We start from the raw sequence: 22690 nt of genomic DNA, 5'->3' as shown, positions 1-22690 counted from the left end.
ATTATATTTATTATAAATCAAGCTCCCGCGATATCCAAAACAATCCGCCCCTCAATCTCACCCTTTTTCATCTGTCCGAATACGTCATTAATGTCGTCCAGTTTTGCTGATTTAACCTGTGCCCTTACCTTTCCATCTACCGCAAATTCGATGGCTTCCTGCATATCCTTTCTTGTGCCTACAATAGAACCCCTGATGGTTATTCTGTTCAACACGGTATCGAATATGGGAAGATCAAAACTGCCTGGAGGTAGTCCGTTTAGCGATAAAGTACCTTTCCTGCGTAATGCCGAAAGCCCTTGACTAAAAGCAACAGGTGTTACTGCCGTTACCAATACGCCGTGCATGCCACCAGTTTGTTTTTTAAGAAATTCACCAGGGTCATGCTCAAGCGCATTAACAACAATGTCTGCACCGAGTTTTCTGGCCATCTCCAGTTTATCGTTTGAAATATCAATCGCGGCAACCTGAAAACCCATGGCCTTTGCATACTGAACCCCAAGATGGCCGAGCCCGCCAATACCTGATATGGCTACCCACTCACCTGCTTTGGCATCAGTTTCTTTTAAACCTTTGTATACGGTAACCCCGGCACAGATAATCGGTGCCATTTCTGCAAAATTTACATGCGAAGGAAAATGCGCAACATATCTCGAATCGGCAATTACATACTCTGCAAAACCTCCGTTTACACTATAGCCTCCATTCTGCTGCTCATAGCACAATGTTTCCCAGCCTGTTAAACAAAATTCGCAACAGCCACAGGCACTGTATAACCATGGTACCCCAACCACATCGCCCTCTTTAACACTTTTAACATCATGTCCCATTGCCGCTACCAGGCCGATAGCCTCATGGCCTGGCACCAATGGCATTTTTGATTTTACAGGCCAGTCGCCATTACAGGCATGAAGATCGGTATGGCATACACCACATGAAATTACCTTAACCAAAATTTCGTATTGATTGAGCGGTCTAACCGGAAGTTCTTCTATGGCCAGTGGTCCTCCATATTCATGGATAACTGCGGCTCTCATTGTTTTAGGATACATATATGCTGTTTTACAATAGGTTATAATAATTGATTTTTATCTGGTGATGGGCAATTACATCGGAATGTTGTGTGATGGCGGTAAAACCAAAAGCGGGATCTGAATATGATCTGACATGTTCAGGGTATAACTACCTTTAAGCAGGCGATGAAAAAAACCGTGTTTTCGATGCACCATGGTCAGGATATCGATCTGTCCGTTTTCTACGATCCAATCTAAACCATCCTTAATCTGTTCACTGTTTATATGCCTATGGTAAATATTTCTATAGTTAACGCGATCGGCAACCCGGTTTAAAAAATCTTCGGTTGTATGACTATGACCTTCTGGTTCTGATTTTGAATTACCGGTATGTGTAATGAGTATATCTGCATTAAAAGGTTTTGCAAATCCGGCAAGTGTACATAAAACAGGGATATCACTATGGCTAAAATCTGTGGCAAAAGCGATTTTTTTAGGTTTCTTAAACCTATATCCCGCGGGGATAAGCAAAACAGGTATTTCCTCCCCGATAATTTTTCTGGCAATACTGCCCATAAGCGTTTTGGTCAACTTATCTGCACGGTTTAGTCCGGCCACAACGAGGTTCATTTTACACTCGGTAAAATACTTGCTAACCTCTTGTTCAACCTCGCCACGAACAGCTCGCCCAAATACTTCTGCTTTAAAACCAAGCTCGTGATGAGCCTTTTTATACTTTTCTTCAACCTTTTCGACCAGTTTGCCCAATGCTTTTTTAGCATCGTCTTCTATAAACTTATATTCTTCAAGCGGCCATACCAGAGATGCCGCGGCAGGAGAAAATTCAGGAACCTGAAAAACATTTAACAATTCTACGCTGGCACCAATACCATGGGCCAGATCAGTTGCATAATCGGCTGCGTTCTCTGCCGTTGCAGAGAAATCAACAGGTACCAGGATTTTTTTCATAATCAGTCTTTTTTGATCGGTATAAAGTTTGCAAAAACCCTATGTTTAAAATATGAGCCGCATCAGTTATTAAAATGATTCTCCCGGTGTTACCATTTAAGTGCCCATTCACTACCATGATCTATTAAAGAAATATTTAGACTAATTATCATTACCACAAAAAAAGATTAAATCATTATGCTTTCCGTAATTTCAAGCTTTTAAATCCCATTATACAAGATGAGTGTCCATATAGGCTTAATGATCTGGAAGGAAATGAAGCAGAAAGATATCTCTGTTTCAGACATTGCCACCGCCCTTGAGATCAGCAAAACAAAAACACAGGAGATGCTGAATACCGCAACTATCGATATTCTTACTTTGGTCCGCGTGAGTGAAATCCTGAACTACAATTTTTTCAGCTATTACGAAAGCGGAAAGGTTTTCTCTAAAATCGAGTTACAGGAAAAAAAACGGCTAACCGCAGAAGTCGACCGGTTGAAGGCATTGCTCGCCGAAAAGAACAAAGCCCTCGAACTTCAGGAAAGGTTGAATAAGATTCAGTTCAGTACGATTTCACTGTTGGAAAAAGGACAGTTTAGATAAACATGCTCTAACACCTGAATTACCCTGCCCCTTCCATTTTTTAAAAAAATGCCACAACCAGTTGATCTTTAGCCTGGATGAGCCTGTCTATTTTTTGGAGGGATGAGATGAAAATCAGAAAAATTAACAGCTTGTTGCCCCTATCAGCTCGATAGAGCCTCGTTAACATTAGCTGATAACAGATTTCGAATCTTTTAATACCCCTGATAGTGTGATCTCCACATCCCCTTTTATAAAACTATTCTGACCTTCGGAAGGGATTTCTTTTAAGGACAGGAATTTGATCTTTAGAACTGGAAATCTGTTCTCCTGCAGTGGATTTAGTAGTTGTTGTAAATTTATTTTTCATGATTTTATCTTAGTGATGAACTGTTATTTTACCACTGATGTCTTAATATATTCGAACTCGAACCGGATAACGAGGTTATTACCCACTTTCATTGGGCCAGGCATAAAACTTGGCGGTTCAATACCATAGTCGGTTAGCATTAATTTTTCGCTGCCATGGCAACTGATGGAACCATCTGCATTTACCAAGGCCATTACCTTCATTGAAAGGCTTTGCGTTTTCCCGGCAATGGTCAGGATTCCGGTGGTCTGGATAGAATACCTTTTTGCCTGTACCATGGTAACTGTTGCAAAGGTGAGTTTATAACTTATTTGGGGAAATTCAGTTGCATTGAGCATTTTATAAGTACATTCATCCATAGCAGATTTACCACTTTTGAGGCGCTTTGCCGCCAGGGTAAATTTTAGGACCGTTACATCTGTCATTTCACCACGGGCATTGAAATTAAATGTACCTGTGCTTTCGAACTGTTTGGCTGTCATCGACCAATCCTGAACATTGGACGTACCTGTTACCTTAACTGAATTGCTGGCTGTTTCCGAAAGCTTATAGGCCGTTTGTGCCACAGTTAGCAGCGGGGAGAGCATAAATAACAGGGCAATAGGTCTGTTTTTTTTCTGGAATATGTTAAATGTTTTCATAGCAGGTTAGTGGATTAAACTGTTAATCAAACCTACCCTGTTCTGTGTCAAATTTTATGAGCAGCACCAGATTGAAAACTGATGGTCATCACTTTTCAACCGCACCAACATCCTGAAAACCAATAATATATTTTTTTTTAAAGAAGTTTTTCGGCTAAAGTTCACCTGATTTAACTAAAACACATCCAATCAGGAAGGGGCAGTCCTATTCATTTTAACGCAGTTCTGAAAATCTGACTACAACAATTACCAATTGGGCTACTTTTTACAGCATGGCAATCAAGAATTTTGTGCCTGAGATTTATTCAGTTCAAGAAACAATTAAAAATAGGATTATGCAAAAAAGAAAATTAGGAAATAGCGGATTGGAAGTTTCCGCATTAGGTTTTGGCTGTATGGGTTTAAACTTTTTGGACGGGAAAGGTCTTGAGAAAAAAGAAGCCATAACGCTGCTGCACAATGCGGTTGAAAGAGGGATTACATTTTTTGATACCGCAGAAGCTTACGGACCTTACACCAACGAAGAACTTGTTGGTGAGGCACTACAACCGTACAGAAAAGATGTAATAATCGCCACAAAATTTGGGTGTAAAGATGCCAGACCGGCAGTAGGTTTAGACAGTAGACCAGAAACGATAAGAGCAGTAACCGAAGCATCTCTAAAAAGATTAAAAACAGATTACATTGATCTGCTTTATCAGCACAGGGTTGACCCCAATATTCCGATAGAAGATGTTGCTGGAACCGTTAAAGACCTGATACAAGAGGGCAAGGTAAAATATTTTGGTCTATCGGAAGCAAGTGCCAGAACGATTCGAAAAGCACATTCAATTCAACCTGTTTCAGCATTACAAAGCGAATACTCTTTGTTTTGGCGTGAGCCTGAAAATGAGATCATTCCAACTTTAGAAGAATTAGGAATTGGTTTCGTTCCCTTCAGTCCTTTGGGCAAAGGTTTCCTCACAGGAATCATTAACAAAAAATTAGCGGATGCCGACCGTAGAAATGTTATTCCACGTTTCACCGAAGATAACATAAAGGCCAATTTGGTTTTAGTGGAAGCACTTTCTGAGATTGCTCAACAAAAAAATATAACGACCGGACAATTAGCATTGGCCTGGCTATTAGCTCAAAAGCCCTGGATCGCACCAATCCCCGGGACCACCAAAGTGCATCGCTTAGCAGAAAACATTGGCAGTATAAATATTGTATTGACAGCCGATGATCTGGCAAAAATTGATACAACAGTAAATGGGATTACATTGGTAGGCGACCGCTATCCCGAATTTTTAGAAAAACAAATAGACAAATAAAAATAGCAACAATGCAAAATATCAGAGGAAAAGTAATTGCGGTTACAGGTACCAGCAGTGGAATAGGTAGGGCCATTGCCATAGAACTGGCAAAAAATGGTGCAAAGGTTGTTTTGGGTGCAAGGCGAAGAGCGCAATTACAACAACTTGTTGAAGACATTAAAAGTAAAGGTGGTGAAGCCGCTTTTGCTCAAATTGATGTAAAGAATAAAGCCGATCTGATTAGGTTGGTCAATACGGCAGTTGAGCAATTTGGAAAATTAGATGTCATTGTAAATAATGCAGGTATCAGCCAGTTAAGCCGCATTGACGAATTGGATATTGACGGTTGGGAAGAAATGATCGACATTAACCTCAAAGGCGTTTTGTATGGGATGGCGGCCGCAATTCCTGTTTTTAAACAACAACAATCGGGACATATCGTTAATATCATTTCAACTTCAGGAATAAAGATTGTGCCAATGCAAGGCGTTTATGCGGGAACTAAAAATGCCATTCGCACGATTGCAGAAGCTTTTCGTCAGGAGTCAGACGGGAACATACGCATAACAGGGATTTCCCCTGGAATTGTGAAAACAGATTTTGCGAGCCATATCAAAAACGAAGAAATGAAAACAGCTGTTCAAAAAGGAATGGAACAAATTGCGATAAACCCCATAGCCATTGCCAATGCTGTAATTTATGCAATAAGCCAACCTGGCGATGTTGAAGTTGGTGATATTGTGATTCGTCCGTCAAAACAAAATTGATTAAATTCGTAAACGAAAAATGCAACAACGATCTAACATCAATCACCTTAAAAGTATATCGCAATTGGTGCGTATCTTGGGATTTTCTGCACCCTCGCACCCATTGATTGCATTGGTTGATTACAATAATGTCTCGATTGAAATGTTTCCAAAAGGGCAAAAAGTAAGTCTTGATTTTTACAAAATATCCTTTAAACCTACCTTCACAGGACAAATAAAATACGGGCAAGGCTATTACGATTTTGAAGAAGGTGGATTAGCATTTTTGAAGCCAAAACAAATCGTTTTTTCACCGGAAGACACAGAGAGCTACCAAGGGATTGCTTTGTATTTCCATCCAGACTTTATCCGAAATTATCCGTTAGCAAGCACAATAAATCAATATGGCTTTTTCTCTTACGATGTTTCAGAAGCTCTGTTTTTATCAGCAAAGGAAAAAGAAATTATCGCTAATTTATTTGCTTCAATAGCCAATGAATTGAGCAACAATATTGACAGTTTCAGCCAGGATGTGTTGGTGTCGCAAATAGATTTGTTATTGAATTACAGCAACCGTTTTTACAACAGGCAATTTTTGACAAGGAAAGCCATTAATCACGACATCATAACTTCTTTGGACAAACTTTTAGACAATTATTTTGAAGAAGAAAACAGTTTAAAAAACGGCTTGCCATCAGTAAAATATATCAGCACAGCATTAAAACTGTCGCAACGCTATTTGAGTGATATGTTGAGTTCGTTGACAGGACTAAACACACAACAATACATTCAGAACGCAGTCATAGAAAAAGCTAAAGAAAAATTATCAAGTACAAATCTTTCCGTCTCGGAAATTGCTTACGAATTAGGTTTTGAACATTCACAATCGTTCAGCAAACTTTTCAAGACCAAAACTAATGTTTCGCCTTTGGCGTTCAGAAATTCGTTTATCTATCGCTGATTTGAAGCGAAAAGGATATGTTTCCGGCACTAGATGCGGCATTGCCCCTTGTTTAAGTCAGATAAAACCCGTTCGGCTGATGCGGTTCGGGAACATCCCCCTGACCAGTCATTTGCCTGATGTTAATCTCGATATTGGTCGCTATTGCCGTCATCGCTGTATCGGTCGGCTTATTACTGAAGGGATCCTGCAACTGTGTCGCCGTCTCTTCCAGCAGAAAGAAAAAACTCGTAATCAACAGCAGAATGGGGATTTCAAAGTAGCCTGATGTCTGTCGCAGGGCGATGGACAGGGTTATGATAAAAACATAAATAATCATGTGGAGGAACAGCCGGTAGGTTACCGGGAACACCGTGCTTTTGATACGTTCGGCCATTCCCATCTGGTTGACCAGGTTGACGATGATACTATTCAGATGAACATGGCTGTAGCTATCGATTTCATCTTCTTCCCTGAGCTTAGAGATATGCGCATTGTTGAGCTGAAGAACAGCCAGAGCCTTATTGGAGTGACAACCGATAGATTTCAATTCATCTCCAGACAGAAAACGGTCAAGCCCTTCCATTACCTCCTGTCCTCTAAGCTGCCTTCCCAGTACATAGCACCACGCGATATGCCGCTGGGCAATAATCCGGACCGCATCTTGATTCTGCTTCACAAAAGCCTGGAGCTGCAAGACCAGGTTTCTTGAATCATTGACAATGCCGCCCCATATCTTACGTGCTTCCCACCAGCGGTCATAGGACTGGGAAAGCTTAAAGGATAATATTACCGATATTGAAGTTCCCAGGAAAGTTGGAATCGTTAATGGGATTTCAGGGATCAGGTGGTCAAATTCGGAAGTCAGGAAATAAACAACAACAGTTGCTATCGATACATTAATGAGCTCTCTTTTTATTTTGTTAAATATATATGCAAAGGGCGGTCTTTTTTCAAGTAACATAGCTGAATAAAACTTTTCTTTTATACCTTACAAAAAAGTGCTATCAATGGTTATGCCAGGCGCAACAAGCGTGAAATTTTGTCACTGATATTTTAAATGCAGATTGCCAGTTATTGCCCTGTTTGCTAACTTTGACGGATGCTACTCTAATTATTGAAACAAATGGCAAAATAACCTGTAGAAGCAAAAACTGTTACAATCCTGTAATATTACTTGCCTTAGTCCTATTTATTGTGGAATCATTTCACAGCCCTGGTTGCCTTATCAAAAGACAGCACCAGATTCTTCTGATCAATATCTTTTAACAATACCTCATGGATACCATTACCACGGCCCGCAGTAAAATAAACATCAGACTTAACAGTAGCGCCCTTCTCAAGCCCCTCCTCAAACAGGGCAATCCCGAATAAAGTACTGTCCACCTTCGAAGAAACAATTATGCTCACCGTACCCAGATAATACTTTCCGTTATTCTTCAAGGTAACAACCCCTTGCTTATAAGTATAGCTTACCCCTTTCAGTGTTTCCAGATAGGTTTTATTCTTACTGGTAATCGCCTGATAGGTTTGCGTATAACCTGAAAGGCCGGCAATTGCCAGCAGTAAAACCAAAATGATTTTCTTCATGACTTTAAAAATTAATTCAATTATTTCATTTGAGTAAGCGCAGATTTAAGTCCTCCTATTTCGTCATCAGGATCTCCTTCAGAAGCAAAAATTTCCGCGACATCCATATCTTTGCCATACACCACAGCGTTCGCAGCCACATCAATCTCCAGTGATGCGCCATTGACAGAAAGCCCTGCAAAAAGCCCCTTGCTACGGGAATAGGAATAAACCTCGGCATCGAGTTTGTAATCTGTATTCACTGCAGAACTCCGTCCAAGAGGACCCGCCGCGATAGAAAGGTCGCCACCAAGGGTAAAGCTGCTTTTCTTGATCGCTGTCAGGCTACTGGCATGGGTAAAAACAAGCACAAGTTCAGTCGATTGTACACCCGCCTGAAGACCAACGCTTCCTCCCGTAATAGTTATAAATACAGGATTGCTCCAGGAGCCGTCTGCCCTTTTTACCATTGCAATGCCCCTGCCACGTTTCCCTCCGATAACAAAACCTGCGTTGATCAGTTTAGGTACGATAACAATGCCCTGGGTAAGTTCGAGTAGTCTTAAGGGAATAGATTCTTTCATTTTCCCGAAACCGGAAAGCACCTGGGCCGAAGCCTGTATTCTTTTTTGCTCCTTATTCTGCGCAACGGTCGCATTGGGAAATGATAATAATAATAGTACTGTGCAGCAGAGCGCAGTAAGGTTCAGCTTGATCAAGTTGATTGTGTTCATATATCTGTCAAAACATAAAGACGTTACCGGGGCATATTTGCGCTCCGAAACCGTCCATACGTGCAATATTATATCTTTTATTTCTTTTCCCGACGGCTCTACAGCTAAATTACGTTTCTGTGAGAAATCCCCCTGGTTCAATAAAATTTAGGATAGAACGGGGTAACAGCTTGTTATCCCCTACTCCAAAATTGACGAAGAATAAGCAAAGTGCTCATTTATTCCGCTCCGAAATATGCGCCAAACATCCCATAAAGCGCGTAGTCGGCTGATTTTTAATATTGAAATTCAGGGTATGAAATGCTGCCAGCGATAAACTCATTCTCGTATTATAACTCAAAAACGATAAGTAAATACAGGACGAGTGAAAATTTACGAACAGAAACAAGGATTAACCCGCATACGGCTGAACTGTCCAATAGTGTACAGCTATCGTTCGATAACGAACGATTCTATTATCGGACTAAATATTAATTAACTTAAAATCAAAATGTTAACAACATAAATAACGATTGGCACAAACTTAGTAAATTGCAGATCAATTAGTATTTGATTAATTGATAAACCACTTGCTGTCATGTTCAAACTCAATTTAAAAATCGCTTTCCGCAACCTCTGGAGAAACAAAACATCTTCAGTGATCAATATTATTGGTTTGGCGGTCGGTTTGTCTGCCTGCTTAATGCTTTTGTTGTATGTCGATTATGAAATGAATTTCGACCGTCACTTTAAGGGTGCAGACAAAATTTACCAGGTAATGACCAATTTTCAGGATGCATCAGGAAAGATAACCAGTACAGGAAAGTCGCCAGGAAACGGGATTGCAATGGCTATAAAAACTAAAATACCTGAAATAGATGCCATTACCAGAATTAGTGGCGGTAATGAATCGCTTATTGCAAATAATCAAAAAGTTTTTAAAAAAGTTGATCTCTTTGCAGACCCTGAAATTTTAAAAGTTTTCAATTACGAATTTTTAGCGGGCAACCCCTCCTCTGCCCTTAATACACCAAATGCTATTGTATTAACCGGGGAGACCGCAAAAATTTTATTCGGCACTACAGATGTGCTTAACAGAACCGTCAGGTATCAAAACCATAGCGATTTAAAGGTAACCGGTGTAATCAAAGATCTGCCCGCCAATACTTCGATCAGGTTTGATTATTTGATGCCCTGGTCTTTTTATGAAAGTATAGACAATGATGCCAAAAACCCTGGTTGGGGAAACTTTAGCTACCTCGCAATAGCCAAGGTTAATAATCCAGACAATATAGACCTGATCAATACGAAGGTAAAAAAGCTTTTCAACGAAAATTACACAGCGCAAAAGAATCAGAATTTTCTATTTCCCCTTTCAGATTTACACCTGCATGGTGAATTTTTGAATGGCAAGAGTGTAGGCGGCGATATAGAACGTATCTATCTTTTTTTTGCACTTGCCTTCGGCATTTTGCTTGTCGCCTGTATTAATTTCATGAACATGGCCACTGCTAAATCAGAGCGTAGAGCAAAAGAAGTGGGAATCAAGAAAACCATTGGTGCAACAAGAAGTTCTTTAATTACCCAATTTTTAACCGAAGCCATGGTGTTAACCATGGTGGCTGTATCGATTGCGATTATTATTATTGAAGCCAGCTTACCGCTGTTCAACAACCTGCTAGGTATAGATATTGTAATTGGTTATACCAACACAGGTTACTGGTTTGGCATCTTCATAATTGCATTGTTCACCGGACTTTTATCAGGAATTTATCCTGCCTTGTTCCTTTCTTCCTTTAATCCGATTCAGACTTTAAAAAAGAAAACTGCAAGGGCGAAACTAATCCCCATCAATCTGAGGCAGGTATTGGTGGTAGGACAATTTTGTTTTGCCATTATGCTGATCATTGCTACGCTGGTGATCTATAAACAGATGCAGTTTATAAAGAACAGGCCTATAGGTTATAATGTCAATTTACTTGCTGAGATGTCTCAGGATGGTGAGCTATCCAGTAAGTTCGAATTGTTTAAAACACAAGTACTGGAAACCGGAGCTGTTACCGCCGTAAACCAAACGTCGCAAAGCATGACTCATGCGAGCAACTGGTTTTATGGCTTTGAATGGCCAGGGATGGAAGAAAAAGGAAAAGAAATTGTTTTCAACCGGCTTCAGACACAGTACGATTTTGCGAAGACAAATGGTATAAAACTCATTGCCGGGCGCGATTTTTCCAGAAATTTCGCATCTGATAGTTCGGCAATTTTGCTAAGCAGTACTGCGGTGAAGGTAATGAAGCTTAAAGATCCGATAGGGAAGAATGTAAAACTCTTTGGAAATCAACTGACCGTGATTGGGGTTTTTGATGATTTTATCTGGGATTCGCCCTACCGTTCGGCCCGCCAAATGGTAATTAATTTCAAGAAAGACCAAGGTGGGAAAATCAACTTGCGGCTAAATCCCGCCAACAGTTTAACTAAGAATATTGAACTGATATCGGGCGTTGCAAAACGTCTTAATCCAAGCTATCCGGTTGAAATTAGCTTTGTTAATGATCTCTATGCCACAAAACTGAAGTCAGAAAAGATTCTGGGTATTCTCGCTAACCTTTTTGGCGGTATAGCAATACTCATCTCCTGCATGGGGCTTTATGGTCTGGTTGCTTATAGTGCAGAACAACGTACAAAAGAGTTTGGCGTGCGCCGTGTACTGGGTGCATCGGTTAGCAATATCATGAAGCTGCTCTCGGTTTCCTTTCTGAAAATGGTATTTGCAGCAACATGTATTGGCGTGCCTTTGGCTTATTATCTGATGAACAGATGGCTTACCAGTTTTGAATTCAGAACAACAATTTCATTCTCAATTGTGCTTATCTCAATCACGGGAACTGCAGTCATAGCATTTTTGACGGTTGGTTTTCAATCTTATAAGGCTGCAAAAGCTAATCCTGTTGATGCCCTGAAATGCGAATAAGCTTATGTATAAGTAACTGTTGAACTGAAAGAAATCATCTAAATCCAGACTACTTATGGTTGAAGGAAAGCTGCAGATAGAAGGCGGAGTGATCCACGTGATCGTCAAACGTTGCTTTGATTCACCAGCTTCCTCCGATCAATAGTCAGGGAAGAAAACAATGGTTTCCTGCCTTTCTCCATATCTGATGAAAGGACAGTAGTCTATTCCGGCAAGGATACCAGATAAAGGCACTCAGGTAAACTCAATAATTCCAGGAGGCAGAAATGTTAAGTAACGATCATGCATATTGGGTAATTGAAATACACTTTATTCCGCAACTGGGGGAAGCAGCGGATACCTGCCCATGGTTAATGTCAGAAAGTGTAAGAGCGGATAGGCCGGTAGTTGCTAAAAAAACAATATAAAAAGCTACCATCAAAATAAAAAATACTAAAATGGGCTAAATACGACCCTTATTGAGCTAAAATGAGCCATTATAATTGTGGCAGGCGGCGCAAAACCCGGGCGTTGTGGCGGCCCAATACCATTAAGTTAAACCATCCGGCACGAAAAATAATTTAACCACAGATAGAAAGGATGCTCACAGATATAAAAATCTGTGTTTATCTGTGCGCATCTGTGGTTAAAAATTCTTAACTTAATTACATTGGGTGGCGCCCTGCTTAAGGGCAGCATAACCATCGGCGGTGGTGCCATTCTGCGAAAGCAAGCTCCGGCTTTACCTTTTAGGTAAAGAAAAGGTAAAGCCGGGGTAACCCTGGGGTTATCCTGGGGTTAACCTGGTAGCAACAAAGGGTACAGAACAGGTAAAGCAGGGGTAATTAAATACGGCCCTTTTGCTGGCTTTCCAGGTAGGCAACCAGTAAATCTTTCGCGTAAAACGATCGCTACCAGGTTTTTTAAAGGGCTTAACGTGCCATCTTTTACCTTCGTTTGTAGGTGCTTTAGCAGCTTTTACATTTGAGTTCCTGTAGGCATACTACATCTGGCGCCGACTGGTTAAGCCAGCGTAGCAGTATAGCCAGGATTATAGACCTTAAAAAATCATTCCTTGATTTGCTTACAAGCTTCAGGGGTTTGCATACATTCACCCGATTTGGCTTGCCGACCTTTGGATCATGGAAATGAAAAAAATAGCATTAGGCAGCCAGGGTTTGGTTGTGCCTGTGATCGGCCTTGGCTGTATGGGCATGACGGGTTTTGAAAAGGGGCATATGTATGGTCCTGCGGATGAGCAGGAAGCTATCGCGACGATTCAGCGTTCGCTTGAGTTAGGCGGTAATTTTTTAGATACTGCCGATCTGTACGGACCGCTGAAGAATGAGCAGTTGATCGCTAAAGCGATTAGTGGTAAACGTGACCAGTATATTTTGGCGAGCAAGTTTGGCTGGGAGATCGATGATAACAATAAGGTAACCTGGGCAATTAATGGCAAGAAAGATTACGTAAAAAAGTCTTTGGAGCGTTCGCTCAAAAATCTGAATACGGATTATATCGATCTGTATTACCTGCACCGCCTGGATAAAAATACGCCGATCGAGGAAACGGTTGAGGCAATGGCGGAGTTGGTTCAGGAAGGTAAAATTGGTTATATCGGTTTGTCGGAAGTTTCGTCTGAGACCGTTAAGCGGGCGCATGCAGTTCACCCGATCACTGCCGTACAGAGCGAGTATTCTTTGTTCGAGCGGACGGTGGAAGAACGTGGGGTTTTGGCAACCTTAAAGGAACTGGGTATTGGTTTTGTAGCCTACTCACCGCTGGGCCGTGGCTTCTTATCGGGGCAGATCAAAAGCATAGATGACCTGCCTGAAAATGATTTCCGCAGGGCGATCCCGCGTTTCCAGGGTGTACAATTCGACAAGAATATTGAATTGGTGAGCGCTATCGAGGTAATGGCCGAAGCTAAAGAGGTCACTTCTTCGCAACTGGCTTTGGCCTGGATCATGAGCAAAGGCATCCTGCCCATCCCCGGAACAAAACGCCGGAAGTACCTGGAGCAGAACATTACGGCAACAACTATTGAACTAACGCAGGCAGATCTATCACAGCTGGAGCGCATTGTACCTTTAGGTACGGATACCGGCGCACCTTATGATGAGTTTAGTATGGGCTTAATTGATTAATTTTGTTTTTATGAACGCCATTAACTCCATATCGGAATTTCACCGTTTGCTGTCCTTAACAGAACCCCGCCACCCGCTGGTGAGCGTGATCAATCTGGCAGAAAGTATTTTTTTGGAAGACGAGATCTGGAAAGGTTTCGTTAACCGCTTTTATTGCGTGGCACTCAAACGCGAAGCCAGAGGCAAAATCAGGTACGGACAGCAGCATTATGATTACGATAAAGGAGTATTGAGTTTTACCGCGCCTAACCAGGTGCAACAACTGGACCTGCAGAATATGGAATGCGGGTCTGGTTATCTCCTGATATTTCACCCAGACTTCCTGTTACAGCATACACTGGCGAACAGCATTCATCACTATGGTTTTTTCGATTACGCGGTTAACGAAGCGCTGCACCTGTCGGCCGGGGAAGAAGATGACCTGATCACCATTCTCCATAAAATAGATAAAGAGTGCCAGCATATCGATAAGCATACCCAAGAGATCATACTTACGCAAATCGAGAGCCTGTTAAAGTACTCCAACCGTTTTTATGAGCGGCAATTTCTGACCCGCAAGAATAATAATTCAGCACTACTGGCCAGGTTCGAGCAGTTGATTGATGACTACTTTAAAGGCGAGGTACAGGCTTTGCTCACGGTACAACACGTTGCTGCGCAGATGAACCTGTCGCCTAATTACCTGAGCGACCTGCTCCGGATTCATACCGGGCAGAACACACAGCAGCATATTCATGAAAAACTGATCGCGAAAGCAAAAGAAAAACTTTCCACAACCAGTCTGTCGGTCAGCGAGATTGCCTATACCCTGGGTTTTGAACACGCGCAATCCTTTAGCACACTTTTCAAAAAGAAAACGAACTTATCACCGCTGGAATTTCGTCAGGCTTTTAACTGATTACCGGGAAAAATGGTGTCTAGAAAATATTTTTCGTTAAAATATTTACCATAGACCTGTATGGGCCGATTGGAGATGTATCCTATTAATAAACAGGTATTATCCTCCTTCCATTTTTTGAAAACAAGCATTGCCTGTGATTGTTGTATATAAAACACGAAACCCTTATGGACAACTTTACTGTAAGCCTTAGCCCCGATCGTGTGTTCCATTACCAGGTTGAACAGCATCCGCATCACGTTACCGGTGGCTGTAAATACAAAATCTACCAGGATGGGAAATTTGTGGCCAGCCTTGAACCCGACAGCCGGGATTTTTTGCATGTATGCCAGAACCCTGCAGCTATTGAGCTGGAGATTCTGCATATGTTAGCAGAACAGATTGAACTTGTGCACCCCGGCATAACTCATTTGGGAGAACTTCAAAATATTGAACTCGACAGCGATGATGAGCTGGAAGCACCACCGCAAAACACGTCTTGACATTATTAAGAGGGATAAAGTTGGCAGCGCGGTAAATGATTTAAAATATGGCTAACACCTATCAAAGCATAACGGCGCCTGACAAACGATTAAGCTTTAATTTTCAGATAAACAGTAAATATTGAACCTTCTCCCAAATTACTATCAACGGTAATCCTTCCCCCAGAAGCACCTACAATTTCCTTAACCAGGTAAAGCCCGATCCCTGAGCCATCTCCAGACTGGGAAATCCGCTGGTATTTGCCGAAGATACCCGTTAAGTTATTTTCAGCAATCCCAATGCCGTTGTCTTTTACAATAATTACCATAAAATCACCTTCCTGACGGGTTTTGACCAAAATTTCCGGAATCCTTTCACTTGACCTATACTTTATTGCATTATTAACCAGGTTATAGATTATGCTACGCAGTTTACGGCGGATATATAAGATTTCAGAAAAACCGATATCAGCCTTTATCCTTGCAGACGATTCATTTATCTGCGGTGCAAGCGTGAGCCTGACATCCTCCAGGATATGCTCAAAATCCAGCAGTTCCTCCACCGCTTTATAACGGTGTTCCTGTTCACGGGAATCGGTCAGGTCATGGATTATCTGTTGCATTTTGGTCAGGCTGTTCTCCACCTTTTCCAAAAGCAACGGAAACCGTTCCATATCTTTCTCTGGCAGTTTTCTAAGCATCTCGATTGTAAGTCCCAGGCTGGTGAGTGGTGTTTTTATATCATGAGAAATAGTATCCAAAAGCAGTTCATGCTCAGCAATCAGTTTTTCCTGCTCTTTTAAATCGCGTATGCGCATGGTGATCTCGACAAAAGTGATGATTACGCCATTTGTTTTCTTATCACGCTGGACGATATATGGCAGAATATTCATCTGATACCAACGCAGGTCTGTGGTCTGTATTTCCTTTTCCAGCACATCCCCACTATCAATAACATGTTGAATATTCTCGATAATAGTCGGAAAACGAAAATTTTCTTTGATATCTGCAATAGGCCTTCCCACATCAGCGAGCTTTAGGCTGAACTGGCGCATGGCTGGTGGCGTGAATTTTCTCAGTATCAGGTGTGCATCGACAAACAGCTGAGGGATGATTGTATTTCTGAAATAGTTTTCCAGCTCTTCGTTAAGTTCGATAAGTGCACTGATCTGCTCGGCTTTGTTCTGCATGCGTGTGGCCTACAGGGTGAGTCCGGATCGGCAGTGCAAGATAGACAATAAATAGCTATGCCTATATGTTCAGAATAATCTTAAGCAGTTTTTAATTCTTCTGCAGATTAGGACCGCCACCGATGCAAAACAATGTCCTATCTTGTAAAGGTTAATTTCTATAATCAAAACAAATGTTTACAATCAGGGTTGTTCTACCAAAGCCCGGAATATACTATGATCAAACGCATACTAATCATTGAAGATGATCCGGGGATTCTGGAACTGCTATATTTTATATTTGAAACCGAAGGATACGCGGTTGAGGGCTTTTTGAACGGTAAATCGGCAGCTGAGATCATTTTGCTAAAGCCTGATATGATCATACTTGATATCAGGATTGCAGGGTCAGTCCAGACAGGTGACCAGATCTGTGCTGATCTGAAAGCTACAACACCATTATATATAACACCTGTACTTCTATTATCAGCAGAACCAGACCTGCCGGAACTTTCCGCTGCATGCTTTTCTGATTCATTTATGTCCAAACCATTTGATCTTGACAAATTACTGAACAGGGTTGCAGAACTCACCGGATGACAAATAATAAAAAATGATCGCCGTCCAGGAACCCTGTTTTTTTTTATACAGTAGCAATTTTAGCTTTACCCGGAACCATCAAAAGATTATACTTCCCGTAAACACCTCTTCTATCTACAGTATTATTTTCCCAGTAATTCATCCCTGGTCTCCTCAGCATGGTTTCATCGGATTATATCTATTTCAATGACTGTTAATACAAATATATGGCCGCTTACAGCCGCGGCAAGGCGAAGGTGAGTAAAGATCCTTTTCCCAGATCGCTTTCTGCCCATATTTCCCCGCCGTGCAGCTTTATGATCTCCGAACAGACGTATAGTCCTATTCCGAATCCCGAGATCAGCTTATTGCCCTCCGCACGGTAGAACCGCCCGAATATTTTTGAAAGCTCTTCTTTTCTCATCCCCATCCCCTCATCCTTTACACTTACCCTTACCTGCTCACCAGCCCCAATACATGATACGAGGATAACACTCCCTGGTTTGGAATACTTAACTGCATTGCCAATAAGATTTGAGATGACCTGCCCAAGTTTTCCCCTGTCTCCATTTACCATGTGGCTTTCTACAGGATCAAAAATAAATTTATGGGTACCATATAACATCAACGCTTCCTCTCGTGAATCTCCGATGAGCGCGCCAATATCAAACTTTGAGCTGTTTACGTGGATCTTTGCCGATTCCAGTCTCGATAAATCCAAAAAGCCGTTGATCATATCGGTCATGCGCTTGGTCTGTTTGACAGATTGTGATAATGCACGATGGATAATTTCATCGGAGCTTTGCTTAGACCGCGATTCCAATAACTGGAGATATGCAGAAAGCGAGGTCAACGGTGTTTTGAGTTCGTGGCTTACCACACCCATAAAATCGTTCTTCCGTATCTCCTCCATCTTTTGTTCGGTTATATCCATAACTACACCGGTAAATGCAGAAAATGTGCCTGAAGGGTCTGCTGTAAGATTGCCGATTGCCCTGAGCCACCTCAGTTTATCATCGTGAAGGCCGATAACAGGATAACAAACATCATAATCTCCATTATTGTAAAGGGCATTTTCGAATTTATCCGAAATAAAGTCTCTGTATTCAACTGTAATCTGTGCAATTGCCTGTTCAATAGAAAGCGTTTCATCAGGGTAATAGCCGAATAATTCCTTAAGCCGGGCATCGGCAATGAATTCCCTGGTAACCGAATTTATATACCAGGTACCGAAATTTGCCGCCTCGACCGCGAGACGAAGGGCGAGTTTCCCTTCCTCAATGGTTTTTTGGGCCGAAATGAGATCGGCATTGGCTTTTGACAAGCGTTCGTTGGCCGCCTTGAGCTGATCATTGGAAACGGTGAGCTCCTCATTAATGGCGGCAAACTCCTCATTCATGGCCTGCAGTCGTTCTGCACTTTGCGTTAATTGCTGCTGCCATTGGTCCCGCTCGGTTACGTCTCTGGTTGTGCCTGAAACGGCGACAACTTCGCCGCTTTCGTTGAAAACAGGATTGAGGATATAATCATATAACCTCCTGCCCAGGGTGGCGTGCGGAAAAGCCACTTCGCCCCTAACCGGGTTTCCTGTAGCGATGATACTGTCAATCTCCCGCTCATGCATATCTGCGTGCCATGGTTCGTAACCATTTTCCAGCAGGTTCTTTCCTATTGCTTCATCCCAGGTTTTACCCCACATCTGCAAAAGTGCGGCGTTTGCATAGGTGAACCGGTACTGGAGATCGAAAACGTACATCAGGTCGGGTGTTCCGGCAGTGATGGTTTCGTAAGTGCGCTTCTGTTGCTCCAATACTTCTTTGGAGGCTGCCAGTCGCTGTTCGGCTAACTTACGTTCAGTAATATCCGATTCCACGCCAAACCACTCTTTTACCTCCCCATTATCACCAAAAATCGGCACTGCCCTGGAAAAGGTCCAGCCAACACTTCCATCAGTCCGTTTCACCCGGTGCTCGAGCTGAAAAATGCTCCTGGCTGCTATGGCATTTTGAATCGCATGTTGTACAAGTTCAAGGTCTTCTTCATATACATGCATGGATTGCCAACCCGGGCTTGCATCCTTGGCAACATAGCGGGCACCATGGCCACCGAGCTCAGTCAAGATGGTCCAATCCGGGTTCATACTGTAAACTACATCTGAGGTTGCGGTCAATAATGCCTGAAAACGTTCCTCATTTGTAGCAGAAAGAGATAAATAGGTTAATTGTTTACCCATAAGTTGGCATTTGATAATATCTGAAACCTGAAAATAAGCGTTTTGTTTGAAATTATCATTAACAGACGTTCTCTGTTTGCGTGCAATAACACGGTTAGTTACACAACACTGAGTGGCCAGGGTAGTTTGATACGAAATACGGCTTTGTGCTACGTTAAATACCCGTAATCGATTTAGCGGAGCACACAAAATACCTAAAATTCAAAATGATAAAACTTAGCCGCGTTTCTTCCAGTTACCTATTAAAAAAGATTATGGAACAACAGCGAAGCGGTGCACAAAGGGATAAGATCTCCATAGCAGAAAAAATTGACGACAGACGCCAACGGTTACAGCCACTAACGGGCCAGCCGACTTTAGAAGAAGGCAGCCGATCTGGGTTAATTGAAGGGAAAATTGTTAACCTAAAGTGGAAAGCGCCTTCAAATGGAATAGCCGGTCTACTATAAACCGAAGGGTTGCAGCGGTACAGTACCGCTGCATTTAAAATTTAAATAATGAGAAAGCCGAAACCTGCAGTGTGTAGAGATCATCGTCAGGGAGATATCAACACAGTGGGTATATAGGCTATTTTTTACGAACAGCTCAATATGAAAATCCGCATTACATTAAGCTCAGTTATATGCGCTTTATCAATGGTTTCCTGTAACAGCTACGAGAGGGACAGGCAGATCAAAGCAGATCTTACGATAAAAGCAAAGGAAGATGTGAATTTCGCTGGCGTAAACTTCACCGTGCGGAACCGCAGTGTAAAGATCTGGGGTTATTGCCCAACATATAAATCCAGAATGGCAATCATCCAAAAACTGGGTACTATTCACGTCATTAAGAATATCGACAATCAACTCGTTATCAAACCACTGCGTATAGATCAAGGTTTTTATCTGAAGCAGCTGGCAGATAGTCTCCTGGCAACCCACCCAGAATCATGGGCGGTTATAACCGATCAGAACATCATATTAAAGGGAAATATTAAAGAAAAACAGCTCCCAAAGCTATTACAGGCTATCCACCAGCGGATCCCCGAACGCGTCCTAATCAATCAGACAGTTACTAATTGAGCCAATTCCAGATGAAATAGTGAGAAGAATAATTGCCACTGATAGCATAAAATGCCTGAATACTTACGCAGACTTGAACGCAGGGGAAGAATAAAGGCTAGGTTTCTACGTACCCAATACTTTTTTGCATGTTGCACCATTTGTGCTATCGGCACTTTTCTGCATGGCATGGTAAGCAATTGTTGCAAAGATTGCGAATACAATATGGGCAGGGATACGCTGTAGATAGAACCGTTTATAATTCATGAGCGGGCTTAATGGATGAACGGCAAATGTCGCTTTCCAGATTGCAATTCCGATCAGGCCGCTCACTGCTCCCAAACACAGCCCACAGGCTAATGTAGGTTTTAAGGTTTTTGAATCCCATAACTTAATATATACAGCCGAAAACGCAGACCCCATAGCATAGTGTGCGGCCCATGCCGAAACAGATCTGACCTGTTTTGGCAGAAAAGGCAATACCCTGCTAATTAAGCCATTTAAACGTTCAGGCTCTCTAAAGTCCTGGCCTAGTAATGACATTAATGCACTTGATGCTGTCATCATCGTTGTACCGGCAACACTACAGCCAACAGTTTTAACGAGCGGATTTATCATATCTTGGTACTAGTTATATTTACAAATTCAAGTTTTCTGATCTCATTTTTAAATTTGAAAAGGTAAATGAATAAACGCTTATTCCATTTCCTGTTCGGCTAAACCTTCGAGGAACCATCCTGATTTATATTCAAAATCAACGCGCTCACCTGATCCGTTAATTACATGACTGGTAAAATCATGGGCTATGATACGTTCATTTTCGAGATATTTTTTCGCCAAAGAGGCATATTCTTTAACGTTAAGGCCATCCTTGATAATATAATGGGGTTCTCCAGCTTCACTCCAAACTGTTTCTACCACACCAGATTCGAACCTGCTAGCTTCTTCTGTGGTTAAACGATTGTTTGTTCCGTTAATTTTTTCCATTTTTCTATGGTTTAAGTGTAACTGAATTAATAACAGGTGTTACAATGGATTTGTTCTTGCAAAGAAATTGAGCATCAAATAGGAGTCAACTTTAGTACAAATCATTGTAAGTGATTTTACAAAGTGCTTCTTCGCAAGTAAAAATCGCAGACACCATCAATAAAATTTTTTGAAAGATTCCCTCTTTACCGTTTTGGTATCCAGCCGGGTGAGCTAGCGTCCTGTTCTTTCATGTATGTTTTGTTAGGCAAAAATTTAAATGCCCCGGATCAATGGATTGTTATCCGTTTCTTCTTGAATATCTTCTTCTCTGGATGCCTGGCTGTGTTCTGGTGCCTTCGGATCACTGCTTAAACTTCCTTTTCCGGCAATTCCACGGTAATCTGTATTTTCGAGAAGCTCGGTTTCTTTGGGCAAACTGGTCTGGGGAATTTTTCCCGATAGGTTGTTTTCCATAACGTGTATTGATTAATCTATTTTGTTTTCCATATTGTTTACTGTCATGTCTGTTCTGGATTATAGCCTGAAAGAAAGCCCGACAAAATAGCTTTTCCTTGCATCATGCTGAACGCCATAATTAAGGCCACCGTCAATAAGCAAATCCTTGGATAGCTCATATTGCAGCGCAGCATTCAGAAAGTTTTTTAAGTGGTTATCCTTAAATTCATAGGTATAATAGGTTTCAACAATACCATCAAGCTTTTTAGTAAGCGGGTGTGATACCGTGAGCGTCTGCAAAATCTGGTCGTGGTGGCCAGAGCCTTCCTCGTCCTGTAACCGGTCTGCTTCAACCTGAAAGCCTAATTTCCAATCGTTTCCAAATTTAATACTCATTGGGATGATGATCCCCCCTTCATATTGGCTTTCTTTATCTGCACCGGAAGTCGGAAATTTCAGATATGGGAGCAGCGCGATAGCGAATTTTCCTTTATCGTTGCCCAATAGATTTTGTTTCAGCCTGAGGGTAAGATCACCAAATCCACTGTTCCGATCAAAACTGCTTTCAGTATTAAAATCCTTTTTTACCACAAAGCTTTCGAATGTAAGTTGGATGGCTGTCGAATTTGTTAACCCCAGCTTTATATTGGCCAGGTTAAAAAGATATTCGTCGCTCCTTCCTGCATTACGGTTTTCGCGCTGAAAGCGAACAAGATCGGTCTCAAACTGAAAATGCCCGGCATCAACGGTTTGCGGGCTTTCGGTTACATCTGGCCGATCGGTTTCCATTTCCCTCAAACTATCACCCGGAACTGGCCTGAATAAATGATAGCATGTTTTTTGCTGGCCGAACGCCGCAATATTGCCAACGCTTAACAGCGCGAGAATTAAGATAATATGATATAGTATTTTCATTTGGTTCTGGAGACCAGGTATTAATTGCCTTGCCGGCGACTTAAACCTGAAGA

The 22690-nt window shown here is 41.8% G+C and carries 23 protein-coding genes; 11 read left to right on the top strand and 12 right to left on the bottom strand.

The window, feature by feature from the left end; translation table 11 throughout:
- Positions 1 to 17 precede the first annotated feature (17 nt).
- Together adhP and ACTJKN_RS07885 are read right to left on the bottom strand one after the other, a co-directional pair.
- Positions 18 to 1037 carry an alcohol dehydrogenase AdhP gene (gene adhP, locus ACTJKN_RS07890; RefSeq protein WP_440823830.1) on the bottom strand — a complete coding sequence of 340 codons (1020 nt, stop codon included), beginning with the start codon at positions 1035 to 1037 and terminating at the stop codon, positions 18 to 20.
- 69 nt (positions 1038 to 1106) lie between these two features.
- Positions 1107 to 1982 carry a universal stress protein gene (locus ACTJKN_RS07885; protein ID WP_440823828.1) on the bottom strand — a complete coding sequence of 292 codons (876 nt, stop codon included), beginning with the start codon at positions 1980 to 1982 and terminating at the stop codon, positions 1107 to 1109.
- A gap of 219 nt (positions 1983 to 2201) precedes the next feature.
- Here ACTJKN_RS07885 and ACTJKN_RS07880 point away from each other — a divergent pair, with 219 nt between their 5' ends.
- The gene (locus tag ACTJKN_RS07880; protein ID WP_440823826.1) at positions 2202 to 2567 is read left to right on the top strand and encodes a hypothetical protein; all 366 of its coding nucleotides are present in this window, start codon (positions 2202 to 2204) and stop codon (positions 2565 to 2567) included.
- 372 nt (positions 2568 to 2939) lie between these two features.
- On the opposite strand, the gene ACTJKN_RS07875 is transcribed toward ACTJKN_RS07880, so the two are convergent.
- On the bottom strand, positions 2940 to 3557 hold the full coding sequence (locus ACTJKN_RS07875; RefSeq protein WP_440823824.1) for a YceI family protein: 618 nt from the start codon (positions 3555 to 3557) through the stop codon (positions 2940 to 2942).
- A gap of 335 nt (positions 3558 to 3892) precedes the next feature.
- Between ACTJKN_RS07875 and ACTJKN_RS07870 the strand changes: the two genes are divergently transcribed.
- The 3 genes from ACTJKN_RS07870 to ACTJKN_RS07860 are packed head-to-tail and all read left to right on the top strand — an operon-like array spanning position 3893 to position 6559.
- The gene (locus tag ACTJKN_RS07870) at positions 3893 to 4870 is read left to right on the top strand and encodes an aldo/keto reductase (RefSeq protein WP_440823822.1); all 978 of its coding nucleotides are present in this window, start codon (positions 3893 to 3895) and stop codon (positions 4868 to 4870) included.
- Between the two features lie 11 nt (positions 4871 to 4881).
- Entirely contained in the window at positions 4882 to 5619 is a 738-nt protein-coding gene (locus ACTJKN_RS07865; RefSeq protein WP_440823820.1) for an SDR family oxidoreductase, read from the top strand.
- A gap of 19 nt (positions 5620 to 5638) precedes the next feature.
- Entirely contained in the window at positions 5639 to 6559 is a 921-nt protein-coding gene (locus tag ACTJKN_RS07860; protein WP_440823818.1) for a helix-turn-helix domain-containing protein, read from the top strand.
- A 52-nt stretch (positions 6560 to 6611) separates the two neighbouring features.
- Here ACTJKN_RS07860 and ACTJKN_RS07855 read toward each other — a convergent pair whose 3' ends face one another.
- The 3 genes from ACTJKN_RS07855 to ACTJKN_RS07845 form a co-directional block, all read right to left on the bottom strand.
- Positions 6612 to 7502 carry a bestrophin family protein gene (locus ACTJKN_RS07855; RefSeq protein ID WP_440823816.1) on the bottom strand — a complete coding sequence of 297 codons (891 nt, stop codon included), beginning with the start codon at positions 7500 to 7502 and terminating at the stop codon, positions 6612 to 6614.
- 239 nt (positions 7503 to 7741) lie between these two features.
- The gene (locus tag ACTJKN_RS07850; protein ID WP_440823814.1) at positions 7742 to 8128 is read right to left on the bottom strand and encodes a hypothetical protein; all 387 of its coding nucleotides are present in this window, start codon (positions 8126 to 8128) and stop codon (positions 7742 to 7744) included.
- Positions 8129 to 8148: 20 nt separating this feature from the next.
- Positions 8149 to 8841 (bottom strand): lipid-binding SYLF domain-containing protein, encoded by a 693-nt coding sequence (locus ACTJKN_RS07845; RefSeq protein WP_440823813.1) that lies wholly within the window; start codon positions 8839 to 8841, stop codon positions 8149 to 8151.
- Between the two features lie 577 nt (positions 8842 to 9418).
- Here ACTJKN_RS07845 and ACTJKN_RS07840 point away from each other — a divergent pair.
- The 4 genes from ACTJKN_RS07840 (at position 9419) to ACTJKN_RS07825 (ending at position 15297) form a co-directional block, all read left to right on the top strand.
- Positions 9419 to 11791, top strand: a complete 2373-nt coding sequence (locus ACTJKN_RS07840; RefSeq protein WP_440823811.1) for an ABC transporter permease — start codon at positions 9419 to 9421, stop codon at positions 11789 to 11791.
- Positions 11792 to 12918: 1127 nt separating this feature from the next.
- Positions 12919 to 13917, top strand: coding sequence for an aldo/keto reductase (locus tag ACTJKN_RS07835; protein WP_440823810.1), 999 nt, complete (start codon positions 12919 to 12921; stop codon positions 13915 to 13917).
- A gap of 10 nt (positions 13918 to 13927) precedes the next feature.
- The gene (locus tag ACTJKN_RS07830; protein ID WP_440824074.1) at positions 13928 to 14815 is read left to right on the top strand and encodes a helix-turn-helix domain-containing protein; all 888 of its coding nucleotides are present in this window, start codon (positions 13928 to 13930) and stop codon (positions 14813 to 14815) included.
- Between the two features lie 167 nt (positions 14816 to 14982).
- Complete coding sequence (locus ACTJKN_RS07825; protein ID WP_440823809.1) at positions 14983 to 15297, top strand: hypothetical protein; 315 nt, start codon at positions 14983 to 14985, stop codon at positions 15295 to 15297.
- 89 nt (positions 15298 to 15386) lie between these two features.
- Here ACTJKN_RS07825 and ACTJKN_RS07820 read toward each other — a convergent pair whose 3' ends face one another.
- Complete coding sequence (locus ACTJKN_RS07820; RefSeq protein ID WP_440823807.1) at positions 15387 to 16466, bottom strand: sensor histidine kinase; 1080 nt, start codon at positions 16464 to 16466, stop codon at positions 15387 to 15389.
- A 216-nt stretch (positions 16467 to 16682) separates the two neighbouring features.
- Here ACTJKN_RS07820 and ACTJKN_RS07815 point away from each other — a divergent pair, with 216 nt between their 5' ends.
- Complete coding sequence (locus ACTJKN_RS07815; RefSeq protein WP_440823805.1) at positions 16683 to 17045, top strand: response regulator transcription factor; 363 nt, start codon at positions 16683 to 16685, stop codon at positions 17043 to 17045.
- 214 nt (positions 17046 to 17259) lie between these two features.
- On the opposite strand, the gene ACTJKN_RS07810 is transcribed toward ACTJKN_RS07815, so the two are convergent.
- Positions 17260 to 19257 (bottom strand): PAS domain S-box protein, encoded by a 1998-nt coding sequence (locus ACTJKN_RS07810; protein ID WP_440823803.1) that lies wholly within the window; start codon positions 19255 to 19257, stop codon positions 17260 to 17262.
- Between the two features lie 254 nt (positions 19258 to 19511).
- Between ACTJKN_RS07810 and ACTJKN_RS07805 the strand changes: the two genes are divergently transcribed.
- Positions 19512 to 19706, top strand: a complete 195-nt coding sequence (locus ACTJKN_RS07805) for a hypothetical protein (protein WP_440823801.1) — start codon at positions 19512 to 19514, stop codon at positions 19704 to 19706.
- 141 nt (positions 19707 to 19847) lie between these two features.
- On the top strand, positions 19848 to 20318 hold the full coding sequence (locus ACTJKN_RS07800; RefSeq protein ID WP_440823799.1) for a hypothetical protein: 471 nt from the start codon (positions 19848 to 19850) through the stop codon (positions 20316 to 20318).
- 105 nt (positions 20319 to 20423) lie between these two features.
- Here ACTJKN_RS07800 and ACTJKN_RS07795 read toward each other — a convergent pair whose 3' ends face one another.
- From ACTJKN_RS07795 to ACTJKN_RS07780, 4 genes are all read right to left on the bottom strand, one after another.
- Complete coding sequence (locus tag ACTJKN_RS07795) at positions 20424 to 20915, bottom strand: hypothetical protein (RefSeq protein WP_440823797.1); 492 nt, start codon at positions 20913 to 20915, stop codon at positions 20424 to 20426.
- Between the two features lie 78 nt (positions 20916 to 20993).
- On the bottom strand, positions 20994 to 21284 hold the full coding sequence (locus ACTJKN_RS07790) for a hypothetical protein (RefSeq protein WP_440823795.1): 291 nt from the start codon (positions 21282 to 21284) through the stop codon (positions 20994 to 20996).
- A gap of 255 nt (positions 21285 to 21539) precedes the next feature.
- Positions 21540 to 21740, bottom strand: a complete 201-nt coding sequence (locus tag ACTJKN_RS07785) for a hypothetical protein (protein ID WP_440823793.1) — start codon at positions 21738 to 21740, stop codon at positions 21540 to 21542.
- A gap of 60 nt (positions 21741 to 21800) precedes the next feature.
- Positions 21801 to 22637, bottom strand: a complete 837-nt coding sequence (locus tag ACTJKN_RS07780) for a transporter (protein ID WP_440823791.1) — start codon at positions 22635 to 22637, stop codon at positions 21801 to 21803.
- Positions 22638 to 22690: the final 53 nt, after the last annotated feature.

Source organism: Pedobacter sp. 22163 (assembly GCF_052045595.1).
Classification (GTDB): Bacteria; Bacteroidota; Bacteroidia; order Sphingobacteriales; family Sphingobacteriaceae; genus Pedobacter.
The sequence above is the reverse complement of the archived record's forward strand: the minus strand, read 5'-3'. Positions and strand labels throughout refer to the sequence as shown.

Excerpts from the sequence above, each read along its gene's own strand:
- adhP (WP_440823830.1), bottom strand. The coding sequence starts at position 1,037 with ATGAGAGCCGCAGTTATCCATGAATATGGAGGACCACTGGCCATAGAA.
- ACTJKN_RS07885 (WP_440823828.1), bottom strand. The coding sequence starts at position 1,982 with ATGAAAAAAATCCTGGTACCTGTTGATTTCTCTGCAACGGCAGAGAAC.
- ACTJKN_RS07880 (WP_440823826.1), top strand. The coding sequence starts at position 2,202 with ATGAGTGTCCATATAGGCTTAATGATCTGGAAGGAAATGAAGCAGAAA.
- ACTJKN_RS07875 (WP_440823824.1), bottom strand. The coding sequence starts at position 3,557 with ATGAAAACATTTAACATATTCCAGAAAAAAAACAGACCTATTGCCCTG.
- ACTJKN_RS07870 (WP_440823822.1), top strand. The coding sequence starts at position 3,893 with ATGCAAAAAAGAAAATTAGGAAATAGCGGATTGGAAGTTTCCGCATTA.
- ACTJKN_RS07865 (WP_440823820.1), top strand. The coding sequence starts at position 4,882 with ATGCAAAATATCAGAGGAAAAGTAATTGCGGTTACAGGTACCAGCAGT.
- ACTJKN_RS07860 (WP_440823818.1), top strand. The coding sequence starts at position 5,639 with ATGCAACAACGATCTAACATCAATCACCTTAAAAGTATATCGCAATTG.
- ACTJKN_RS07855 (WP_440823816.1), bottom strand. The coding sequence starts at position 7,502 with ATGTTACTTGAAAAAAGACCGCCCTTTGCATATATATTTAACAAAATA.
- ACTJKN_RS07850 (WP_440823814.1), bottom strand. The coding sequence starts at position 8,128 with ATGAAGAAAATCATTTTGGTTTTACTGCTGGCAATTGCCGGCCTTTCA.
- ACTJKN_RS07845 (WP_440823813.1), bottom strand. The coding sequence starts at position 8,841 with ATGAACACAATCAACTTGATCAAGCTGAACCTTACTGCGCTCTGCTGC.
- ACTJKN_RS07840 (WP_440823811.1), top strand. The coding sequence starts at position 9,419 with ATGTTCAAACTCAATTTAAAAATCGCTTTCCGCAACCTCTGGAGAAAC.
- ACTJKN_RS07835 (WP_440823810.1), top strand. The coding sequence starts at position 12,919 with ATGAAAAAAATAGCATTAGGCAGCCAGGGTTTGGTTGTGCCTGTGATC.
- ACTJKN_RS07830 (WP_440824074.1), top strand. The coding sequence starts at position 13,928 with ATGAACGCCATTAACTCCATATCGGAATTTCACCGTTTGCTGTCCTTA.
- ACTJKN_RS07825 (WP_440823809.1), top strand. The coding sequence starts at position 14,983 with ATGGACAACTTTACTGTAAGCCTTAGCCCCGATCGTGTGTTCCATTAC.
- ACTJKN_RS07820 (WP_440823807.1), bottom strand. The coding sequence starts at position 16,466 with ATGCAGAACAAAGCCGAGCAGATCAGTGCACTTATCGAACTTAACGAA.
- ACTJKN_RS07815 (WP_440823805.1), top strand. The coding sequence starts at position 16,683 with ATGATCAAACGCATACTAATCATTGAAGATGATCCGGGGATTCTGGAA.
- ACTJKN_RS07810 (WP_440823803.1), bottom strand. The coding sequence starts at position 19,257 with ATGGGTAAACAATTAACCTATTTATCTCTTTCTGCTACAAATGAGGAA.
- ACTJKN_RS07805 (WP_440823801.1), top strand. The coding sequence starts at position 19,512 with ATGGAACAACAGCGAAGCGGTGCACAAAGGGATAAGATCTCCATAGCA.
- ACTJKN_RS07800 (WP_440823799.1), top strand. The coding sequence starts at position 19,848 with ATGAAAATCCGCATTACATTAAGCTCAGTTATATGCGCTTTATCAATG.
- ACTJKN_RS07795 (WP_440823797.1), bottom strand. The coding sequence starts at position 20,915 with ATGATAAATCCGCTCGTTAAAACTGTTGGCTGTAGTGTTGCCGGTACA.
- ACTJKN_RS07790 (WP_440823795.1), bottom strand. The coding sequence starts at position 21,284 with ATGGAAAAAATTAACGGAACAAACAATCGTTTAACCACAGAAGAAGCT.
- ACTJKN_RS07785 (WP_440823793.1), bottom strand. The coding sequence starts at position 21,740 with ATGGAAAACAACCTATCGGGAAAAATTCCCCAGACCAGTTTGCCCAAA.
- ACTJKN_RS07780 (WP_440823791.1), bottom strand. The coding sequence starts at position 22,637 with ATGAAAATACTATATCATATTATCTTAATTCTCGCGCTGTTAAGCGTT.